This is a genomic window from Roseibium sp. ROS1, from assembly GCF_054658215.1.
This window is the reverse complement of the sequence record NZ_BAAGIG010000002.1, coordinates 813,753-831,392: the sequence shown is the minus strand read 5'-3', so window position 1 is coordinate 831,392 and position 17,640 is coordinate 813,753. Positions and strand designations below refer to the sequence as shown.

Sequence of the window (17,640 nt, the reverse complement as noted above, 5' to 3'; positions counted from 1 at the left end):
TCCACCTACCGCCAGGGATCTGTCGCCATTATCCATTCCCTGGTGCGCGCTTCCGGATCGGCATTCCGGGTGATGTCGGTGACAACGGCTGCGATATCTGCGCCGTTCTCGAACACACCCGGCAGACGCTCCGGATTGAGACCGCCAATAGCAACAAGCGGCAATTCGCCGATCTGCCGCTTCCACCGTCCGACCTTTTCAACGCCTTGGGGCGCCCATTTCATTTCTTTCAGGATCGTTGGATAGACAGGCCCCAGCGCGACATAATCGGGCTCGACAGAAAGAGCGATTTCCAGTTCCTCACCGTCATGGGTCGAAACGCCGAGTTTCAGACCGGCCTTGCGAATGGCCGCCACATCGGCGTCAGCAAGGTCTTCCTGACCAAGGTGGACAAAGTCGCAGTCCAGCTCAATCGCGAGCTGCCAATAGTCGTTCACGACAAGTTGGCAGCCGTGCTTTTCGCAAGCGCTCTTGGATGCTGCGATTTCCTTGCGCAGGACTTCGTCGCTCGCGTCCTTGATGCGCAGTTGAACCATTTTGACGCCAAGCGGAACCAGCCGCTCGATCCAGTCGGAACTGTCGACGATGAGGTAAAAGGGATCGAGCTTCATTCAAACACCGCCATTCCGAGAACCGGGGTAGAAGGAACCGCCATGTCGCGAGGTTCCAGGGGTTGGGCTTCATAGGCCAGGCGACCGGCCTCAATTGCAACTGCAAAGGCTTTAGCCATTGCGACAGGGTCTCCGGCCTTTGCCACAGCCGTATTCAGCAGCACCGCATCGAAACCGAGTTCCAGAACAGCGGTCGCATGGGACGGTCTGCCAAGACCGGCATCCACAACAAGTGGGATGCCTTTGAAGTGACTGCGATAGGCACGAAGGGCATCCGGATTGACCGGCCCCTTCGCCGAACCGATTGGCGCACACCAGGGCATCAGCACCTGGCACCCCGCCTCAAGCAACCGTTCGCCGACGACAATATCGTCCGTCGCATAGGGAAACACCTTGAAGCCGTCATCGCTCAGGATACGTGCGGCTTCCACGAGGCCAAAGACATCCGGCTGCAGGCTGTCGTGATGACCGATCACTTCCAGCTTGATCCAGTCGGTTCCAAAAAGGTCGCGTGCCATTTTTGCGGTGGTGACGGCTTCCTTCACCGAATGACATCCGGCAGTGTTGGGCAGCACCTTGACGTTCAGTTCCCGGATCAGGTCCCAGAACCGGCCGCCTCCGCCACTTCCTGCCGTTTCGCGCCGAAGGGACACCGTCAGAATTTCAGCCCCAGATACCTTCACCGCGTCCGACAGAATTTGGGGTGATGGGTACTGGGCAGTTCCAAGCAGGAAACGCGACGCAACGCTTTCGCCGTAAACTTCAAACATAGGCGTCATCCTCCCTGCATCGGCGACAGGATCTCGATACGGTCGCCAGCTTGAAGGAAGCAATCGCTTCGTTCTTCAGCACAAACCAGATCGCCGTTGCGTGCCGTTGCAAGAAACTCATGGTCATAGGCAAGTTCGTCCAGAAGCGCAGCCAGCGTCGCGCTGACAACTTCCTGAGGTTCGCCGTTAATGGTTAGCTTCAAGGGACTTCTCCTGAAGGTGTTGCACGATCCTGCCTGCCGCCTCCATGGCAAAATGCGGAGCAAGCAGGAAGCCGTGCCGGTAGAATCCGTTCATTGACAACGTGTTGCCGGTAAACGTGAGACGAGGAAGATTGTTCGGATATGCCGGGCGAAGGCCCACCCCGGTTTCGATGATCTTTGCCTCGGCAAATCCCGGATGCAGGCTGTAGGCGGCATTTAGAAGTTCCATGGTGGACCGAACGCTGACCGCTCCCTGGTCACCGCTTTCGATCATGGTTGCCCCGACCATGAAGACACTGTTGTCACGAGGCACGACATAGACCGGGATGCGCGGGTGCAGAAAACGCACCGGCCGCGAGAGGGAGACATCCGGCGCGTGGAGAATCAGCATTTCACCGCGTACGGGACGCAAATGCGGATCCGGCGAGGCCATGCCGGTACAATCGGCGACAAGATCGGTCGCCGCGGTGAAGTGCTGCGCCTCTAACCTCACCTTTGCACCGCTTTCAGACACCTTTGCCCGCAATGCCGTGAGGGCTCGCCGCGGATCGAGATAGGCTTCCCCGGCAAAATGGAGCCCCTTTGCAAATCGGCCTGCGAGGTCTGGCTCGAGTGCGCCCAGCGCGTCAGCATCGAGCCAGGCAAAGCCGCTGGTTCGAGAAGCAAAGCGACTTAACTCGCCGGTATCGCGCGGCGCGGCAACAACCAGCGTGCCATTGTGCCGGACCTGTCCCGGCAGGACCTTGCTCCACCAGCCAATGGAGGCTTGCCCGAGCCGCAGAACATCTTCCTCGGCACTTTCCCGCTCGCACCATGGCGCCAACATGCCGCCTGCGAGCCAGGAGGCACTGGCGGTGAGATCCTTGTGTTTTTCCAGCAGCTCCACCCGCACACCGCGCGAGACAAGCTCATGTGCCAGTGCCAGACCGGCGACACCCGCCCCTTTGATACCGACCTTCATTCCGCCTCACCTGCCAGGGTGGACGTCAGTCGTTCGACATCACGGAATGTTTGATAGCCCGCTTGCATTCAACGGATCTCCGCAAGGACCGGAAAAGGTCCCGCATTTCGGACATTCGGCTTGGAAAGGTGGCCGGGTTGGAGCATTGCCGTGGCGAACGCAGCTGGCCGAGAACACCTTCCCTTCGCCAGCATGACCTGGATCAGGTTCGTCGGGTCCCTGCACTGCGCAAGTGCGCCAGCAGTATCTCAGCCTCTTCTGGAGGCACCCCGGGTGAGCCCCTGTTGTGCCGCCCGTCAGGCGCACCTGTCAAGAGACAGGATGAGCCTTCATCCTTGTTGCCAGGGTCGCGCCAGAAAGTCGTCGATTTCGGCAAGGGTGCTGAACCGATAGACTTTCAGATGGTCCGGAGGTTCGCGGTAGATGCGCTCCAGTTTGGCTCTGGCGGAGTGTCTCGTTCGCCAGATGAACCTCAGGAATTCAACAGTTTGCCAGTTGAACTGCTCCGGGCAGCCCTCGGCCAGATCCGGACGGCTTTGCCCATTGTATTTCACCGACCGTTTCAGCACTCGAAATATGCGGCGCGTTACCGGGACATCGAGCCAGATGAAAGTGTCGGCACGTTCGATACGTTCCGCATAGGTGCTTGAATGACCACCCTCGAAGATCCACACATCCTTCAGATGGACCTCATGCGTCAGCCGGTCTTTCTCTTCCCGCGTCCGCTCGTTCCAACCGGAGCGGTAGTGGATCTTGTCCATATGAAAGACCGGTAGTCCGGTTTTCCGCCCAAGGGCAACGGCAAGCGTGCTTTTACCCGAGCCCGGGCCGCCAACGATCATCACGCGTTTCATGTCGCACCAAACAAAAGCAAGGAAGGGCCGGTCGTTATACAGATTGTGCAGGGGATGAAAACCCGAAACAGACTGTTCAATGGACACTTCGGCTTCGCTGGCCCTATCTAGTTTGCAAGACAGAATGTTCTTTGATGGAGAGGCAGATGAGCTGGTTGAATTGCCCTGATCCCGTACCGGGAAATGCTGCAAGCTGTGACCCGATTGAAACGATCTTCGTACCGCGGACATCCGACCTCGGCGGATTTTCGGTAAGACGTGCCTTGCCCTCCGCCAGGCGGCGGATGGTTGGCCCGTTCATCTTCTTCGACCAGATGGGCCCGGCAGAGCTTTTGGTCGGCGGCGGTATCGACGTGCGCCCGCATCCTCACATCGGGTTGGCGACAGTTACCTATCTCTTCGAAGGAGAGATGTATCATCGTGACAGCCTTGGAACGGAGATTGCGATTGCCCCCGGTGCTCTGAACTGGATGAGCGCAGGCAAGGGCATCGTGCATTCCGAACGTGAGAGGCCGGAACGCCTGCAGGAAAAACGTCCCCTGTTTGGCCTGCAGAGCTGGGTGGCCCTGCCTAAACACCTGGAAGAGACCGACCCGACCTTCCAGCACCACGGCACCGAAGAACAGCCGGAATTTGCCGACAAGGGCGCTTCAGTCAAACTTATCGCGGGCGAGCTTTATGGCCACAAGGCACCGGTGAAGACAGCGTCCGACATGTTCTATGCCGATATCACGCTGGAACCGGGAGCGAAGATCCCGCTGGATGCCGGGTGGGAAGAGCGCGGCCTTTACACGGTCTCGGGCCAGATCACCATCGCCGGCCAGAATTTCGATCCGGCCCAGCTGCTGGTGTTCAAACCGAGTGATCATCTGGTGATCGAAAACACGTCTCCCGTGCCGGCTCGTTTCGTAGTGCTTGGCGGCGAACCGATGGACGGCCGGCGTTATATCTGGTGGAACTTTGTGTCTTCATCGAAAGAGCGCATCGAGCAGGCCAAGGAAGACTGGCGTCTTGGCCGTTTCGATACGGTACCCGGCGATGCGGAAGAGTTCATTCCCTTGCCTGACCGTCCGGGGCCCTGACACTCCAGCCGCTTTCCAGTGGCGGTGCTTTTTCAAACCTGTCGGCGGGCCGGATAAGGTCCGGCTCGCCAAAGTCCAGAATGATGTTGAGCCGTTGGCTTGCCAGCGGGTCCCCCGTCAGATTTGGATCTTCCGGCGAAACCGACAGCCGCACGCCCCGGTGTGTCGTCTCCAGTTGCCTGAACCCGGAAACCGCCTCGCGAAACACTTCCGGAACCGTCCAGCCATACCGAAGCGAGAGGGCGTCGATCACCAGCCAGACCGCATCAAGGCCGATCTGCATCTGGCGCGGATCCTCCACCACCAGCTTCAGCCGCAGATAATCGATGCTTTTTTCCGATGGGCCGCGCAGCAGAAAGAAAAGGGTTGTCGAGCCGTAGTCGACGCTGGGTGTGGTCAAGGGCACCAGGTCGGATGCACATTGCCAGCGGCCTTCACTGAAAGGTGCCCGGCTCCAGCCGGGATTTCCGAGCCCCAAAGACCGTAATTCGTCGCATAGCTGATCCGGCTGGCCCAGGAAGCTGCGTTTCAGTTCCGCGGACAGTTCCGGTTCCGGAGCCAGCAGCACCTGCTTGGCCGGAGTCTGCAGGGAAGAAAGCGGATCAGGCATCAAGGGGGCGGTTGCAACGCTTTCCTCACTCCCTTGCCCGGCAAGGTGCAGGAACAGGCCGCCAACGGCGAAACCGGCAGCCAGCAACGCCAGGGTTCCCCAGATGTAGTACGGCGTCACCTGAGCACGTTTACGAGATCTGGACGCGCGGGTTGGCAGGCCGGGCTTCCTGGGCTCGCCTCCTTCAGACAGAGTTTCCATGTCCGGCTCGGCCCAGCGCGGGCCCTTGGAACGGTGCCCCGGCCTCGACCTGGATTGCGCTCCCCTACCCGTCCGGTCTGCCGACATTGCAGCCGATCCAAGCAAATGCCTGAGCTTGTCTGCGAAACCTGCCATTCAGTCCCTTAACACCGCGATCCTCAACCGAGTGGTCAAGGGCACGGGATTTATCAAACCAATACCTTGAAAAGGCAACCGGATACCTGTCATGTAAGCGCCGCTTCCACGGTCGCGCAGCCAAACGTAACGCTCGCACCCGAACCAGAACCAAAGAGGCCCCGAATGCCCACCTTTCCAGGTGACACACCTGACCTGCGCCGTGCGATCATCGAGACAGCCCGTGCCTTGCCTCGTCTCGGACTGACCAAAGGCACCTCAGGAAATGTCAGTGCACGCACCGAATCCGGTTTTTTGGTGACGCCGTCGGGAACGCCTTACGAAAATCTGACTGAAGACAAGATTGTCGCGCTGGACTGGGAGGGCTGCTACCGCGGCGAGACACTACCGTCTTCCGAATGGCGGATGCATCTTGACTTCTATCTGGCGAAGCCGGATTGCGGCGCGGTGGTGCATTGCCATAGTCCTCGCGCGACCGCCCTGTCCTGCCACCGGCGCGGTATTCCTGCATTTCACTATATGGTGGCGCTTGCCGGTGGCGACCGTATCGAATGCGCCCATTACGCCACCTTCGGCACCCGCGGATTGTCCGAGGCAATGATTTCAGCACTTGGCGACAGAAACGCCTGCCTGCTTGCAAATCATGGGCAGATCGCCGGTGGAGCAACCTTGCAGAAGGCGCTGTCGACCGCGGAAGGCGTGGAAGATCTGGCAGACCAGTATCTATCAGCCCTGATCCTGGGTGAACCTGTGATACTGGATGCGGAAGAAATGACCGTAATCTTGAAAAAATTCAAAACCTACGGAAAACAAACAAGCGAACTTGAAGACGGCCAGACAGCTGCCTTCGAACTGCCAAGACGGATGGACTGAAAATGCGGCTGGGAATTGACTGGGGTGGAACCAAGATCGAAATCATCGCTCTTTCCAACGAGGGCGAGGAACTGTTCCGGCAACGGGTCGACACCCCCAGGGACGACTATGAAGGTTGTCTGGAAGCAGTCCGTTTTCTGGTCGAGGCGGCCGAAAAGGCAACCGGACAGACGGGAACGCTCGGTCTTGGAATTCCCGGTTCGCTTTCCCCCAAGACAGGTCTGGTCAAGAACGCCAATTCCACCTGGATGAACGGCAAGCCCCTGGACCAGGACCTGCAGAGGGTTCTTGGCCGCCCGGTTCGTATCCAGAATGACGCAAACTGTCTGGCTGTTTCCGAAGCGACCGATGGCGCAGGTGCTGGAGCGCATATCGTTCACGCTATCATCATCGGCACAGGCAGCGGCTCGGGCATTGCCATCGACGCGAAAGCCCATCTTGGTGCCAACGGCATCGGTGGCGAATGGGGAGCGATCACCGTGCCCTGGCTAAAGCCGGAGGAGTATCCGGGTCCCGACAGCTGGATCGGCCACAAGGGCGCCATCGATCGCTGGTGTTCGGGAACGGGTTTTCAACTCGACTACAAGGACAGGACCGGAACGCTGCTGAAAGGCCATGAGATCATGGCGCTGAAACGCTCCGGCGACGTGGTGGCAACTGCCGTCTACGAGGCTTATGTCAGCCGTCTTGCCCGTGCGCTTGCAATGTCGGCTAATCTGCTCGATCCGGACGTATTCGTCCTGGGTGGCGGCATGTCGAATATCGACGAGCTTTATGCCGACCTTCCGCCCGCGATGACGCCTTACATTTTCTCCGATACCTTCGAGACACCGATCCGCAAGGCTATGCATGGCGACAGCTCTGGTGTGCGGGGAGCTGCCTGGCTCTGGGGGTGAGAAATCACCTGGAACCCAAAGACGACAAACCGATCCCGCGAGCGGCGGGATCGGTTCTTAGGGGTATGGCAAGACTAGCCTGACTTTTTCGCTCCAGCGCCGCGCCCTTTGCTGACGAGCACAATCCCTGCCCCGACAGCTGCGACGGCCGCCAGTTTCGCCATGTTTGGCACTTCACCAAAGGCGAGATATCCGAGGCCAAGACCAATCACCGCGGCAACGGAACCTATCTGGCTGAGATAGACAGGCCCGGCTGTGTGCTGCAGGCGGAAATACAGCCCGTACTGAAAAGCGAATATCGTTATTTGGGCTGCCAGCAGGCCAGTGGCCTCCAGTGACCAGGTGCCGGGCACAACCGGGATACCGGCCATGGCAGTAAATAGTCCGAGCGCTGCGAACCCGACCAGCATCATGCCGAGAGCAAGATTGACCGGTCGCGCGCCTGCTGGCCACTTCACCGTGCGAAAAATGTTACCGGAAGCCAGGAATACAGGGATCGTCAGAGCAAACATCGCCCACCAGGAAGCATCCACGGAAAGCTGACGTCCAGACGCCGCCAGCAAGATGCCGCCAGCCAGACCGAACAGAACGCCAACCCCACGCAGAACCTGAAACTTCTCCAGGCGCAACAGAACAGCAAATCCATAAGTCAGAACCAGCGGAAAAGCGTAGCTCAGGGAGACAAACCCCGCCCCGACCTTTGGCGCAGCAACCACTGCGATCATGTTCGGGGCAATGAACAGGAGACCGCTAACCAGCAGGTAGAAGGCAAACTGGCCCCTGCTGACACCTGTGTCCCCTTTGGCGGCGATACTTCCTCCGGACGCAATCCTGCTAATAACGAACAAACCCGCAGCACCGCCAAGGATGGACCACTGCAACAGGGCCAAAGGATGCCACCCGGTCATGGGGGCGGCCTTGGCAATCACCGTGGATACGGCGAGAAAACCACCGACAATCAACAACAGCACCAACGGCTGATCCAAAGGACTTTCACGCCTCTCGCCTGACAGAGAAGCTTGTTGCTGCAGGGAAGCCGAACTTGCGGATGTTCCTAATCTGGTCGTGTCCACCATGGGACTGTCCTTCCTCACAATTTGGCGCTGGCTTGATGCTGCACCGTTGCCAGAACAGATAACGCATTTTATCTTGATTTCAAGATACTTAATTTCAAGATTCTTGACATCAGTTGACAGAACCACCCGAAACAGCGAGTATCGGAACAACAAAAACAGTCGATATGTCAGCTAGTTACGCAACCTCTTGTTCCCTTGTAAAAAAGTGCGTCATCTGACTGGAAATGATCTGGAGTTTCCGACCATGACCACCCGGTCAAGCGACACCAAGAAGCCATCGGATCACCTGTTCGGAGATCCGGAAGACCTGCTAATCGACCGTGCGGAGCGCGCGCGCAGGCAATGGCAAAGGGAAATACCCGAGATCGCGGAGCAGTTGTCGCCAATGGTTCTGCTTGGTCGATTGAACGAAGCATCTCAGGTTATGGGCCGCGACTATCTTGCCCCTGCCTACGCGGATATCGGACTGAAGACGGGTGAATTCGATGTTCTGGCGACCCTCGTGCGGTCCGGACCACCCTACAAGCTGACACCGACGGAATTGTACCGGACCACGATGATGAGCTCGGGCGGCATGACGGCCCGGGTCGATAAACTGGAGAAAGCAGGTCTGGTTGAACGCTGCCCGCATCCGGATGACAGGCGGGCACTCACCGTTTGCCTGACCCCAAAGGGACTGGACCTGATCAAGGGGCAAATGCCCGACTACATTGCAAAACAGCAGCAGGCGGTGAGCGGGTTAAGCGAAAAAGAACAACAGCAATTGTCGGACCTACTGGAAAAGCTCATTCGCTCCGTCAACGATCCTCTTGGCAAGTCCTGACTGGTGCATACGCTAGCCAGGCGCCTCTGGTCTGGAAACCACAAGCCGCCCCGGACTTGTGACTTACCGTCACTGTGATCGAAACCCGGATTGTTTTCCTGTCCCAGATGACCAATTCTTGTCCGTAACAACACACCGGGACCACACATCATGCTCAAATGGGTTACGCGCATTCTCGCCATCATGCTTTTCGTCCTGCCGGCACAGGCACAGGCACAGGAAGAGCTGCAGATCCGGGATATTGAAAAAGGTACCGGCGAAGAAGCGAACGTCGGTGAAACGGTGGTGGTGCACTACACCGGCTGGCTGATGGACGGAACGAAGTTCGACTCCAGCGTCGACCGAGGCACACCATTTTCGTTCACGCTGGGTGAGCGGCGCGTTATTCCCGGTTGGGAAAAAGGCGTCGAAGGCATGCAGGTCGGCGGCAAGCGCGAGCTGATCATTCCGCCGGACATGGCTTACGGGTCCCAAGGCGCAGGCGGGATCATTCCACCGGATGCAACATTGAAATTCGAAATCGAACTGCTTGAGGTCAAGGCCAAGAAATTCTCCGATATCGACAACGGCACCCTGAAGGCAAAGCTCGCCTCGGGCACCACGGTCATTGATATCCGGCGTCCTGACGAGTGGAAGCAAACCGGCGTCATTCCGGGCAGCCATCTGGTTACGTTCTTCAATGACAGTGGCCAGGTGAACCCTGCCTTCGGCAGCGAACTTCAGAAGTTGATTTCCGGCCCCTCGGACGAAGTGGTGTTAATCTGCCAGACAGGGCAACGAAGCCAGGCTCTGTCAGAATATCTCGCCGGACAGGCCGGCTTCACCAACGTGGTCAACGTCGAAAAGGGAATTGCACACTGGATCGAAGATGGCGGCGAAGTCACTCAGGCAGCCTTGCCGGAGAATTGCTGGCTCTGCTGAGTTCGGATCGTCCGCCTTATTCCAGTTGATCTGCAAGAGCTCGTCTGACAAGGCCGCCACCGCTGGTTCAGTGATCCAGTGGCGGCATACGGTTCCAGGCATCGAGCGCGGCGATCTTGTAGGCCTCGGCCAGCGTCGGGTAATTGAAGGTGTTTTCGACGAAATACTCCAGCGTACCACGCAGATTGAGCACGGCCTGGCCGATGTGAACCAGTTCGGTCGCGCCCTCGCCCACAATATGACATCCCAGAAGCCGGCGGGTCTTGAGCGAGAAGATCATCTTCAGCATGCCGGTATCAAGACCCATGATGTGGCCGCGTGAGGTTTCGCGGAAACGGGCAACGCCGCACTCGTAGGGAATGCCGCGTTCCTTGATCTCCTCCTCGGTCATGCCGACGGTCGAAATTTCCGGAACCGCATAGATGCCATAGGGAAAATACTCTGGCGGATCGTAGGCCTTTTCTCCCAAGGCCTGGCAGGCTGCGATGCGCCCCTGCTCCATGGATGTCGAGGCAAGGCTCGGAAAACCGATGACATCTCCAGCCGCATAGATATGCGGCACGTCGGTCTGGAAAGTCATCGGATCGACCTTCAGACGACCACGGTGGTCCACTTCCAGGCCGCAGCTTTGCAGGTTCAGGTTCGGGGTCGCGCCCATGCGCCCTGCCGCAAACAGGATGACGTTGGACCGGACACTACGTCCGCCTTCCAGCGTGATTTCACATTCTGCGGGACCATGTTTTTCGATCTTCTGGACCTTTGCCCCGAAACGCAGCGCAATTCCGCGATCTCGGAGCTGATGCGTGAAATCGGCAACGAGCTCCTTGTCCAGGAAGTCGAGCATCGTTTCGCGCGGCTCGATCAGCGTCACGTGTACATCGAGTGCGGAAAATATCGAGGCATATTCGACACCGATAACACCTGCGCCGATGACAGCGACCGACCGGGGCAATTCGCCAAGCTCGAGGATCTCGTCGCTGTCGAGAACATACTCGCCATCAAAGGGAACATAGTCGGGGCGGAAGGGCTTGGTGCCGACGGCGATGATGAACTTGTCCGAGGTGATGAAATGAACTTCCCCGGCATCGCCCTCCACTTCGATCTTGTGTGGCTCGATGAACCTTGCCTCGCCCCGGATCGTATCGACCTTGTTTCGGGCAAACTGGTGCTCCAGAACCTCGACCTCGTGATTGAGGGTGATGTGCAACCGCGCACGAAGGTCCGCAGCCGTCAGGTCTTCCTTCACCCGGTAGGAGCGACCGTAGAAGCCTCGTTCGCGCCATCCGGTCAGGTTGAGCACGGTCTCACGCAAAGTCTTGGAAGGAATGGTCCCGGTGTGCACCGAAACGCCGCCGACCCGCCGTCCGCGTTCCACCACCAGAACATTATAGCCGAATTTTGCCGCCTGAATCGCCGCCCGGCGCCCGGCCGGTCCGCTGCCGATCACAACCAGATCGTAGTGTTCCATGTGCCCCTCACTGCCAGTTTTCTGTCAGCCACTCGGCCTCCGTTCGTGCGGAGGCACCTTGTTGAAAATCGCTGCACTGCAAAAACAGCATCTTGGCGGAAGGGTCAAGAAGGCAAGCAGAAAATGAAGGTTTTCCGAGAGCTTTGGTGGAGAAGCCGGTCCTGACCAGAACTTGTATCCAGGTTGCAAGACAAACACGGTCGGTCGTCTATATACTCGCCATCGATGAGATTCTCGGTCTCTGCCGAGCCATTCCCCTCACATTTCATGCGACCTTTCAGGAAGCTGAAGTTCGAGAGCGAAACGTAAATATGAAGGACCTTCACGACAGCCAGGCGTGAACGGGTTTCCCAACACTGAAAGGGTCGACCACCGAAATGGGATCATCGCCTTCCCAGACGGCGTGCCGGGCAATGGCATTGCTTGAACGTATTACAGTCAGGCTGCCGCATGCGTTGGTTCTATTCAGTGCGATGCTGCTGTCGCCGATCGATAACGCGAAGGCGGAACAATCCGGCCAATGCCCGATGCATGAAGAGATCGTTCTTGCAGCGGAAGATGCCTTTTTTCCCTATTCAGGCCTTCATGAGGGAGAGCTACGCGGATTTGCAGTGGATCTAGTAACCGCCGCCTTGAGCGCAAAACACTGCGACGTCACGCTTCACGTCATGCCGTACAACAGGTGCATACGCGAGGTTGCGCAGGGCAGACAGCTTGGCTGCTTCGACACCACCGGCTCGGATGAAAACAAGCGCAATTTCATTTTTCACCAGACACCGCTCTTTTTCGGAAAGATCCTGGTTTACAGCCATCCGGACAACACGGCGAAATTTCATCCCGATTTCTTGAAAGACAAGACCTTCTCCGTGGTCAGAGGGTACACCTACACCGACGCCTTCGATGCCGACGAGACGATCTCGAAGGTTGAAGTGGATTCCGATCTGCAGACACTTGCGCTCGTAGCGAAGAGGCGAACCGACTACGCCGTCGCTTACGAAAAGGTCGCCGACTTTCACATCAGCAACAGTCAGGATCTCATTTCCCCAGCCCCCAAGGCTGTCCACGAACTCGCAAGGTTCGGTCTCTTCGTGTCGTTTTCCAAATTGACGCCCGAGCGCTCAAGCGCGGTAGCAACCCTTCTCGATGAGGGACTGCACGCCATACAGGAGAATGGGACTTATGATGATATCGATGCAGCCTGGGACGAATGGCTGAAGCACGGTCTGAAGGATGGGCGCCCCGCGCCGCACTGGAAAAGCCGGTAAAACGTCAGGTAGTCTTTTTTCATTGCCATCCAGAAGCGTATAATCTATCCCTCTTGCCATGAACATGAACCTGAAAGCAGCTTGGTGGTGGCGTCGCGCGAAATAGGCGGCCAGCGATCAGTCATGCTCTGAAGGGATCGAGTATCAAACCAAAGGCCGCCGCGGGACACCGCTGGCGGCCTTGGTTCTTTATAAGGCTGTCACAAAGGCAGCCACCAGAACGGGACCAGAGACATGCCGGTGCTGGCAGACCAGACCTATGAAACCGATTGCGGGATCACCATCCTGCGCACATCGCGCCCTTCCGACTACGAAACCGGAACGTCGGAATGGATCGACCGGCTGGATGCCGAGATGGGGGCGGTCCTTTCCTCCTCCTATGAATATCCCGGACGGTATACTCGCTGGGACATGGCGCTGGTGAACCCGCCCCTGGTGATGGAAGCAACGGACAGAAACGTCGAGATCCGTGCTCTGAACGACCGCGGCGGCCTGCTGCTGCCGGCGATTGCCGAGGTGCTGAAAAAACATGACGATGTGGACACGTTCAATGCCGACACCGGCAAGATCCAGCTAACGGTCAAGCGGCCCGACCGGTTGTTCAACGAGGAAGAACGCTCACGCCAGCCGTCTACCTTTTCGATCATCCGTGCCCTGAAGGACATGTTCGCCTGTGGCGATGACCAGCTCGGGCTTTACGGCGCCTTCGGCTATGACGTTGCCTTTCAGTTCGAGCCCATCGAACAGAAGCTCGACCGACCGGACGACCAGCGCGACGTCGTCCTGTTTCTGCCGGATGAGATCCTGATCGTCGATCACCACGGCAAACGCGCCTACGTGCTGGAATATGACTTTGTTGTCGGTGGTCGTACCACCAAGGGCATGGAGCGAACGGGAGCCAAGCAGCAGTATACGCCGGCGAACCGCGACCCTGGCCGCGGCGATCATGAACCTGGCGAATACGCAAAGCTTGTCGAAAAGGCCAAGGACTACTTCCGCCGGGGTGATCTGTTCGAGACCGTGCCCGGCCAGACCTTCTACGAGCCCTGCGCCAATCCACCGTCCGCCGTTTCGCGGCGCCTCGCCCAGATCAACCCTTCCCCCTATTCATTCTTCTTCAATCTCGGCAACCAGGAATATCTCGTCGGCGCTTCGCCGGAAATGTACGTGCGGGTCACCGGTGGTCGCCGGGTGGAAACCTGCCCGATTTCCGGAACGATCCGGCGCGGCAAGAACGCCATTGAAGACGAAGCCCAAATCCGCAAGCTGCTGAACTCTGCCAAGGACGAAGCGGAACTGACCATGTGTTCCGATGTCGACCGCAACGACAAGAGCCGCGTCTGCGTTCCCGGCTCCGTTCGGGTGATCGGGCGGCGGCAGATCGAGATGTACTCCCGCCTGATCCATACGGTGGACCACATAGAAGGCATCCTGCGCGAAGACATGGATGCGCTCGATGCTTTCCTCTCCCACACTTGGGCGGTAACCGTGACAGGTGCACCCAAACGCTGGGCCATGCAGTTTATCGAAGACCACGAAAAGTCCCCACGCGCCTGGTATGGCGGCGCAATTGGTGCCGTGCTCTTCAATGGAGACATGAACACCGGCCTGACGTTGCGCACCGTGCGCATCAAGGATGGCACAGCCCAAATCCGTGCCGGCGCGACCCTGCTGTACGACAGTGTTCCGGAAGACGAGGAAGCGGAAACCGAACTGAAGGCGGAAGCCATGCGGGCAGCCGTTCGCGAGGCCGGTCTTGCCGTCAACGCGCAGGAAAAGCGCGAGGATCGGAAACCCGGCAAAGGTATGAAGATCCTGCTGGTCGATCACGAAGACAGTTTCGTGCACACGCTTGCCAACTATTTCCGCCAGACCGGCGCAGATGTCGTTACCTACCGAACCCCGGTGGCAGACCACGTCTTTCACGACGTCAATCCGGATCTGGTGGTCCTGTCTCCCGGCCCAGGCAATCCCAAGGACTTCGACTGTGCCGCCACCATCGGCCGGGCTCGCGCGCGCGCCTTGCCCATCTTCGGTGTCTGCCTCGGGCTGCAGGCGCTCTCCGAATACTTCGGGGCGGAACTGGGCCAGCTTGACGTACCGATGCACGGCAAGCCATCGCCGATTTCCGTTTCCGGAAACTCGTTGCTGTTTGAAGGCCTCAACGCCCCGGTGGTCGTCGGCCGCTACCACTCGCTTTACGCCAAACGGGAAACGGTGCCGGCAGATATCCGCGTGACTGCGGAAACCGACGACGGGATCGTGATGGCGATAGAACACGAGAAAGAAGCGATCGCGGCGGTGCAATTCCATCCGGAGTCGATCATGTCTCTGGATCAGGATGCCGGCCACAAGATAATAGAAAACGTGGTTACACGCCTTGTTGCGTCAAAAGACCAACAGGTGGCTGCAGCTTCCTGATTTGCGAGCGCCAGGACAATGTCAGCCCTCTCCATACGTTGAACTCACGAACGGCGCCGTTGATGGCGCCGTTTCACTTTTTCCATTCAACGTCTTGTTTCTCAATACCGTTTACCCACGCGCGCGAATGGTGCCGGCCCATTTCGTTCCTGAAACTTGGTGTTCCACATCTGAAAATTTCGTGACTGAAAAATCAGGAACGATACCGGGTGTCATTGCATTTTCTCCCCGACCGCCTCAACGGCACGGACCTCAAGTCAGGTTTCAGCGAGTTGCAGGTGTCTCACGAAGCAAAGGAGAAAACCAATGCTTACCCTTAAGAAGACAATCGTTCCGCTCATGAGCGCATTCATCGCCTCCACGGCAATGGTCAGCTTCGCACAGGCGGAAGACCCTTGCGGCAGCGACGGAAGCGGCGACAAGCCAATCGTTGCATGTCCTGAAGCAAACGCAGCAGCTGCGGCTGACGCACCGGTTGATGCCCCCAAAGCAATGGTGGGCGATCTTGACGGCGACGAACCGTTGACCGCCGAACAGCAGGTTGAAGGCCGTGTTGAAAACCACGCTTCAACCAAAATGGACCTGGACGGCAATCAGGCAACCAACCAGCCGCTCATGGACAAGACCGACGGCAACGATTCCTAATTGAGCCGTCGAAAAACAGTCGCGCCGAACCGGCGCGGCTTTTTTTTCTTTCAACTCCCGGCACCCTCGTGATTTTTGTCACGATTTTTCCCGCAACCTGAGGTAAAGCTGACGCAGTTTTTTTGAAGGAGATTTTCCTTGCATATTCTGCTTGCAGCTCTTGGCATTTTAGCCGCTGGCGCTTTTTGGATCTATCGAGTTCGCAGGGTTGCCGACAACACCAGGGTGGTGCTTGATGCTGCTCAAGACATCAAGGCAGCCGCGCGGCGTTTCGGTTTCAGGACACGAGCAAACCAACACCCGGCGGAAGGTGTCGATGACCCTCGTGTTTCGGCTGCAGCTCTCCTGGTCCTTGTCGCCGAAACCGATGGCGGCATTTCCAGAGCCGAACAGGATATGATCCTGGAACAGCTTCAGTCGGTGTTTGCAATGCCTGCCGGTGAAGTGGAGGAACTGTTCCAGTTTGCCAAATGGCTCGCCAACCAGAGCAGCAATCCGGACGACATGATCCGGCGCCTCATCAAACGTACGGTAAATCTTGGCGGTCGCGACACTCTGCCAGATTTGATCCGCATGGTCAGTGCGGTGGGAAAGGCCGACACCGGAACCCTTACAGACGACACCCAACAAGTGATCGAGCGCCTCAAACAACTGAATGCCTGAGATCTAATTTTACGTTACGTAACTTTTGTATCGAAAGATAAGTTCTGCATCTTCGTTTCGCATGTTTCAGCATGATTTGAAGACTGCTTTGCCAAAAGAAAGTTGATTAACAGATTACAACAGAGTTCTATAGATATACGCAGTCTGGTTTATTCAGCCTTCACTGTTGAAAAGTATAAATACCAAATCCTGTCAAAACAGGTTTCAGGGAGACATGATGGCCGTAAGCGTACCAGAGGCAAGGACACGCCGGGTTCGGTCGTGGGGTGACGCATGCCGCCGCCTCGTGGCGGCAGCCATTCTGATGTTTCCCTTTTATGGTCAACCTTCCGCAGCCGAAGACGGCGCGTCGTTGAAGAACCACATCCTTGGTCTTGGAACCTGCCCTCCCTGGAACCCGCAATCGGTCGAAATCTGCCGTTACAGCGTGGACAAGGTGATGTCCTCACTGGCCCCAAGGCTCGACGCCGGGCCTGACCGGCAACACTTGCTTGTCAACGAAGGCGCCAGTGCTGCGGCTCTCAAACTCAAGGCAACCGAACTTGCGAACAAGCTGGGACCTGAAGACCGGCTGGTGATCTATGCCAACTTGCCACTTGGTGTTGTCGAGCAAACCGGCACTGGTGACCAAACCAACTATGCGCTGGAGCTCTGGGCCAGCGCCAAGCCCGAGACAACGCTTCAGGCGATCAGCGACGGAACCTGGATGTCTGCTTCCGCGTTTGCGGCACTGATCCACGCTATTCCTGCTGGTGAAGTCATTTTGATACTCGACACCAACAATCCTCAGGCGTTCGACCTTGGCCTTCTTGAACATCATTCGGTCGATAACAAGAACAGGCCGGAAGCATTGGTCATTTCCTCTGGTCCAGGCCAGTCAGCCAATTATTCCGCAGACCGCACGATATCTCTGTTCGGAAAGCATCTGGCTGTCGCGTTGCACGCTGGCGAAGGCACGCTTCAAGACATCGTGACGACGGCTGTCAACGGCACCCGGCAGGCGGCCATTCCCATCTGCGCGGAACTCAAGGAAAAGCGCGGCGAGACAACCGAACCGCAGCCCGACTGCACCCAGGTGCCGGAAATACACGATCCCGATGCCCTGCTGAACAGGACCGTGCTTCTGCCACTGTCGGAATCCAACGTGAACTGAAGCAGGCGT

At 57.8% G+C, this 17,640-nt stretch carries 18 protein-coding genes and 1 riboswitch; of the genes, 10 read left to right on the top strand and 8 right to left on the bottom strand.

Annotation, left to right across the window (positions count from 1 at the left end; all coding sequences use genetic code 11):
* Positions 1-5 precede the first annotated feature (5 nt).
* From ACYQ6M_RS12020 to ACYQ6M_RS12000, 5 genes are all read right to left on the bottom strand, one after another.
* Positions 6-611, bottom strand: coding sequence for a thiamine phosphate synthase (locus ACYQ6M_RS12020; RefSeq protein WP_460074016.1), 606 nt, complete (start codon positions 609-611; stop codon positions 6-8).
* Positions 608-1,381: a thiazole synthase gene (locus tag ACYQ6M_RS12015; protein WP_460074013.1), complete on the bottom strand. Its 774-nt coding sequence runs from the start codon at positions 1,379-1,381 to the stop codon at positions 608-610. The genes ACYQ6M_RS12020 and ACYQ6M_RS12015 overlap by 4 nt, the downstream gene beginning before the upstream one ends.
* 5 nt (positions 1,382-1,386) lie before the next feature.
* Complete coding sequence (thiS, locus tag ACYQ6M_RS12010; protein WP_055653784.1) at positions 1,387-1,584, bottom strand: sulfur carrier protein ThiS; 198 nt, start codon at positions 1,582-1,584, stop codon at positions 1,387-1,389.
* Complete coding sequence (thiO, locus tag ACYQ6M_RS12005) at positions 1,568-2,545, bottom strand: glycine oxidase ThiO (RefSeq protein WP_460074010.1); 978 nt, start codon at positions 2,543-2,545, stop codon at positions 1,568-1,570. Before thiO ends, thiS begins: the two co-directional genes overlap by 17 nt.
* Before the next feature lie 161 nt (positions 2,546-2,706).
* Positions 2,707-2,827, bottom strand: a riboswitch (TPP riboswitch).
* A gap of 47 nt (positions 2,828-2,874) precedes the next feature.
* Positions 2,875-3,399 carry a P-loop NTPase family protein gene (locus ACYQ6M_RS12000; protein WP_460074007.1) on the bottom strand — a complete coding sequence of 175 codons (525 nt, stop codon included), beginning with the start codon at positions 3,397-3,399 and terminating at the stop codon, positions 2,875-2,877.
* A 146-nt stretch (positions 3,400-3,545) separates the two neighbouring features.
* Between ACYQ6M_RS12000 and ACYQ6M_RS11995 the strand changes: the two genes are divergently transcribed.
* Entirely contained in the window at positions 3,546-4,481 is a 936-nt protein-coding gene (locus ACYQ6M_RS11995) for a pirin family protein (RefSeq protein WP_460074004.1), read from the top strand.
* On the opposite strand, the gene ACYQ6M_RS11990 is transcribed toward ACYQ6M_RS11995, so the two are convergent.
* Entirely contained in the window at positions 4,450-5,292 is an 843-nt protein-coding gene (locus ACYQ6M_RS11990) for a DUF6030 family protein (protein WP_296600660.1), read from the bottom strand. The genes ACYQ6M_RS11995 and ACYQ6M_RS11990 overlap by 32 nt on opposite strands.
* 300 nt (positions 5,293-5,592) lie before the next feature.
* Between ACYQ6M_RS11990 and ACYQ6M_RS11985 the strand changes: the two genes are divergently transcribed.
* Both ACYQ6M_RS11985 and ACYQ6M_RS11980 read left to right on the top strand, forming a co-directional pair.
* On the top strand, positions 5,593-6,300 hold the full coding sequence (locus ACYQ6M_RS11985; RefSeq protein WP_023004089.1) for a class II aldolase/adducin family protein: 708 nt from the start codon (positions 5,593-5,595) through the stop codon (positions 6,298-6,300).
* A 2-nt stretch (positions 6,301-6,302) separates the two neighbouring features.
* The gene (locus tag ACYQ6M_RS11980; protein ID WP_023004088.1) at positions 6,303-7,196 is read left to right on the top strand and encodes an ROK family protein; all 894 of its coding nucleotides are present in this window, start codon (positions 6,303-6,305) and stop codon (positions 7,194-7,196) included.
* A 74-nt stretch (positions 7,197-7,270) separates the two neighbouring features.
* Here the strand turns inward: ACYQ6M_RS11980 and ACYQ6M_RS11975 are convergent, their stop codons facing one another.
* Positions 7,271-8,272 carry a DMT family transporter gene (locus ACYQ6M_RS11975; protein WP_460074000.1) on the bottom strand — a complete coding sequence of 334 codons (1,002 nt, stop codon included), beginning with the start codon at positions 8,270-8,272 and terminating at the stop codon, positions 7,271-7,273.
* A 244-nt stretch (positions 8,273-8,516) separates the two neighbouring features.
* On the opposite strand from ACYQ6M_RS11975, the gene ACYQ6M_RS11970 reads away from it, so the two are divergent.
* Both ACYQ6M_RS11970 and ACYQ6M_RS11965 read left to right on the top strand, forming a co-directional pair.
* Positions 8,517-9,095, top strand: coding sequence for a MarR family winged helix-turn-helix transcriptional regulator (locus ACYQ6M_RS11970; RefSeq protein WP_460073997.1), 579 nt, complete (start codon positions 8,517-8,519; stop codon positions 9,093-9,095).
* Between the two features lie 150 nt (positions 9,096-9,245).
* The gene (locus ACYQ6M_RS11965; RefSeq protein WP_229003706.1) at positions 9,246-10,016 is read left to right on the top strand and encodes an FKBP-type peptidyl-prolyl cis-trans isomerase; all 771 of its coding nucleotides are present in this window, start codon (positions 9,246-9,248) and stop codon (positions 10,014-10,016) included.
* 67 nt (positions 10,017-10,083) lie between these two features.
* On the opposite strand, the gene sthA is transcribed toward ACYQ6M_RS11965, so the two are convergent.
* Positions 10,084-11,484, bottom strand: a complete 1,401-nt coding sequence (gene sthA / locus ACYQ6M_RS11960; RefSeq protein WP_023004084.1) for a Si-specific NAD(P)(+) transhydrogenase — start codon at positions 11,482-11,484, stop codon at positions 10,084-10,086.
* 413 nt (positions 11,485-11,897) lie between these two features.
* On the opposite strand from sthA, the gene ACYQ6M_RS11955 reads away from it, so the two are divergent.
* The 5 genes from ACYQ6M_RS11955 to ACYQ6M_RS11935 all read left to right on the top strand — a co-directional run bounded on the left by ACYQ6M_RS11955 (position 11,898) and on the right by ACYQ6M_RS11935 (position 17,631).
* Positions 11,898-12,749, top strand: a complete 852-nt coding sequence (locus ACYQ6M_RS11955; protein WP_460073994.1) for a substrate-binding periplasmic protein — start codon at positions 11,898-11,900, stop codon at positions 12,747-12,749.
* Positions 12,750-12,983: 234 nt separating this feature from the next.
* The gene (locus ACYQ6M_RS11950; RefSeq protein ID WP_075281616.1) at positions 12,984-15,170 is read left to right on the top strand and encodes an anthranilate synthase component I; all 2,187 of its coding nucleotides are present in this window, start codon (positions 12,984-12,986) and stop codon (positions 15,168-15,170) included.
* 306 nt (positions 15,171-15,476) lie between these two features.
* The gene (locus tag ACYQ6M_RS11945; protein ID WP_023004080.1) at positions 15,477-15,815 is read left to right on the top strand and encodes a hypothetical protein; all 339 of its coding nucleotides are present in this window, start codon (positions 15,477-15,479) and stop codon (positions 15,813-15,815) included.
* A gap of 138 nt (positions 15,816-15,953) precedes the next feature.
* Positions 15,954-16,478, top strand: a complete 525-nt coding sequence (locus tag ACYQ6M_RS11940) for a TerB family tellurite resistance protein (protein ID WP_023004079.1) — start codon at positions 15,954-15,956, stop codon at positions 16,476-16,478.
* 217 nt (positions 16,479-16,695) lie between these two features.
* On the top strand, positions 16,696-17,631 hold the full coding sequence (locus ACYQ6M_RS11935; RefSeq protein ID WP_208992155.1) for a hypothetical protein: 936 nt from the start codon (positions 16,696-16,698) through the stop codon (positions 17,629-17,631).
* Positions 17,632-17,640 lie beyond the last annotated feature (9 nt).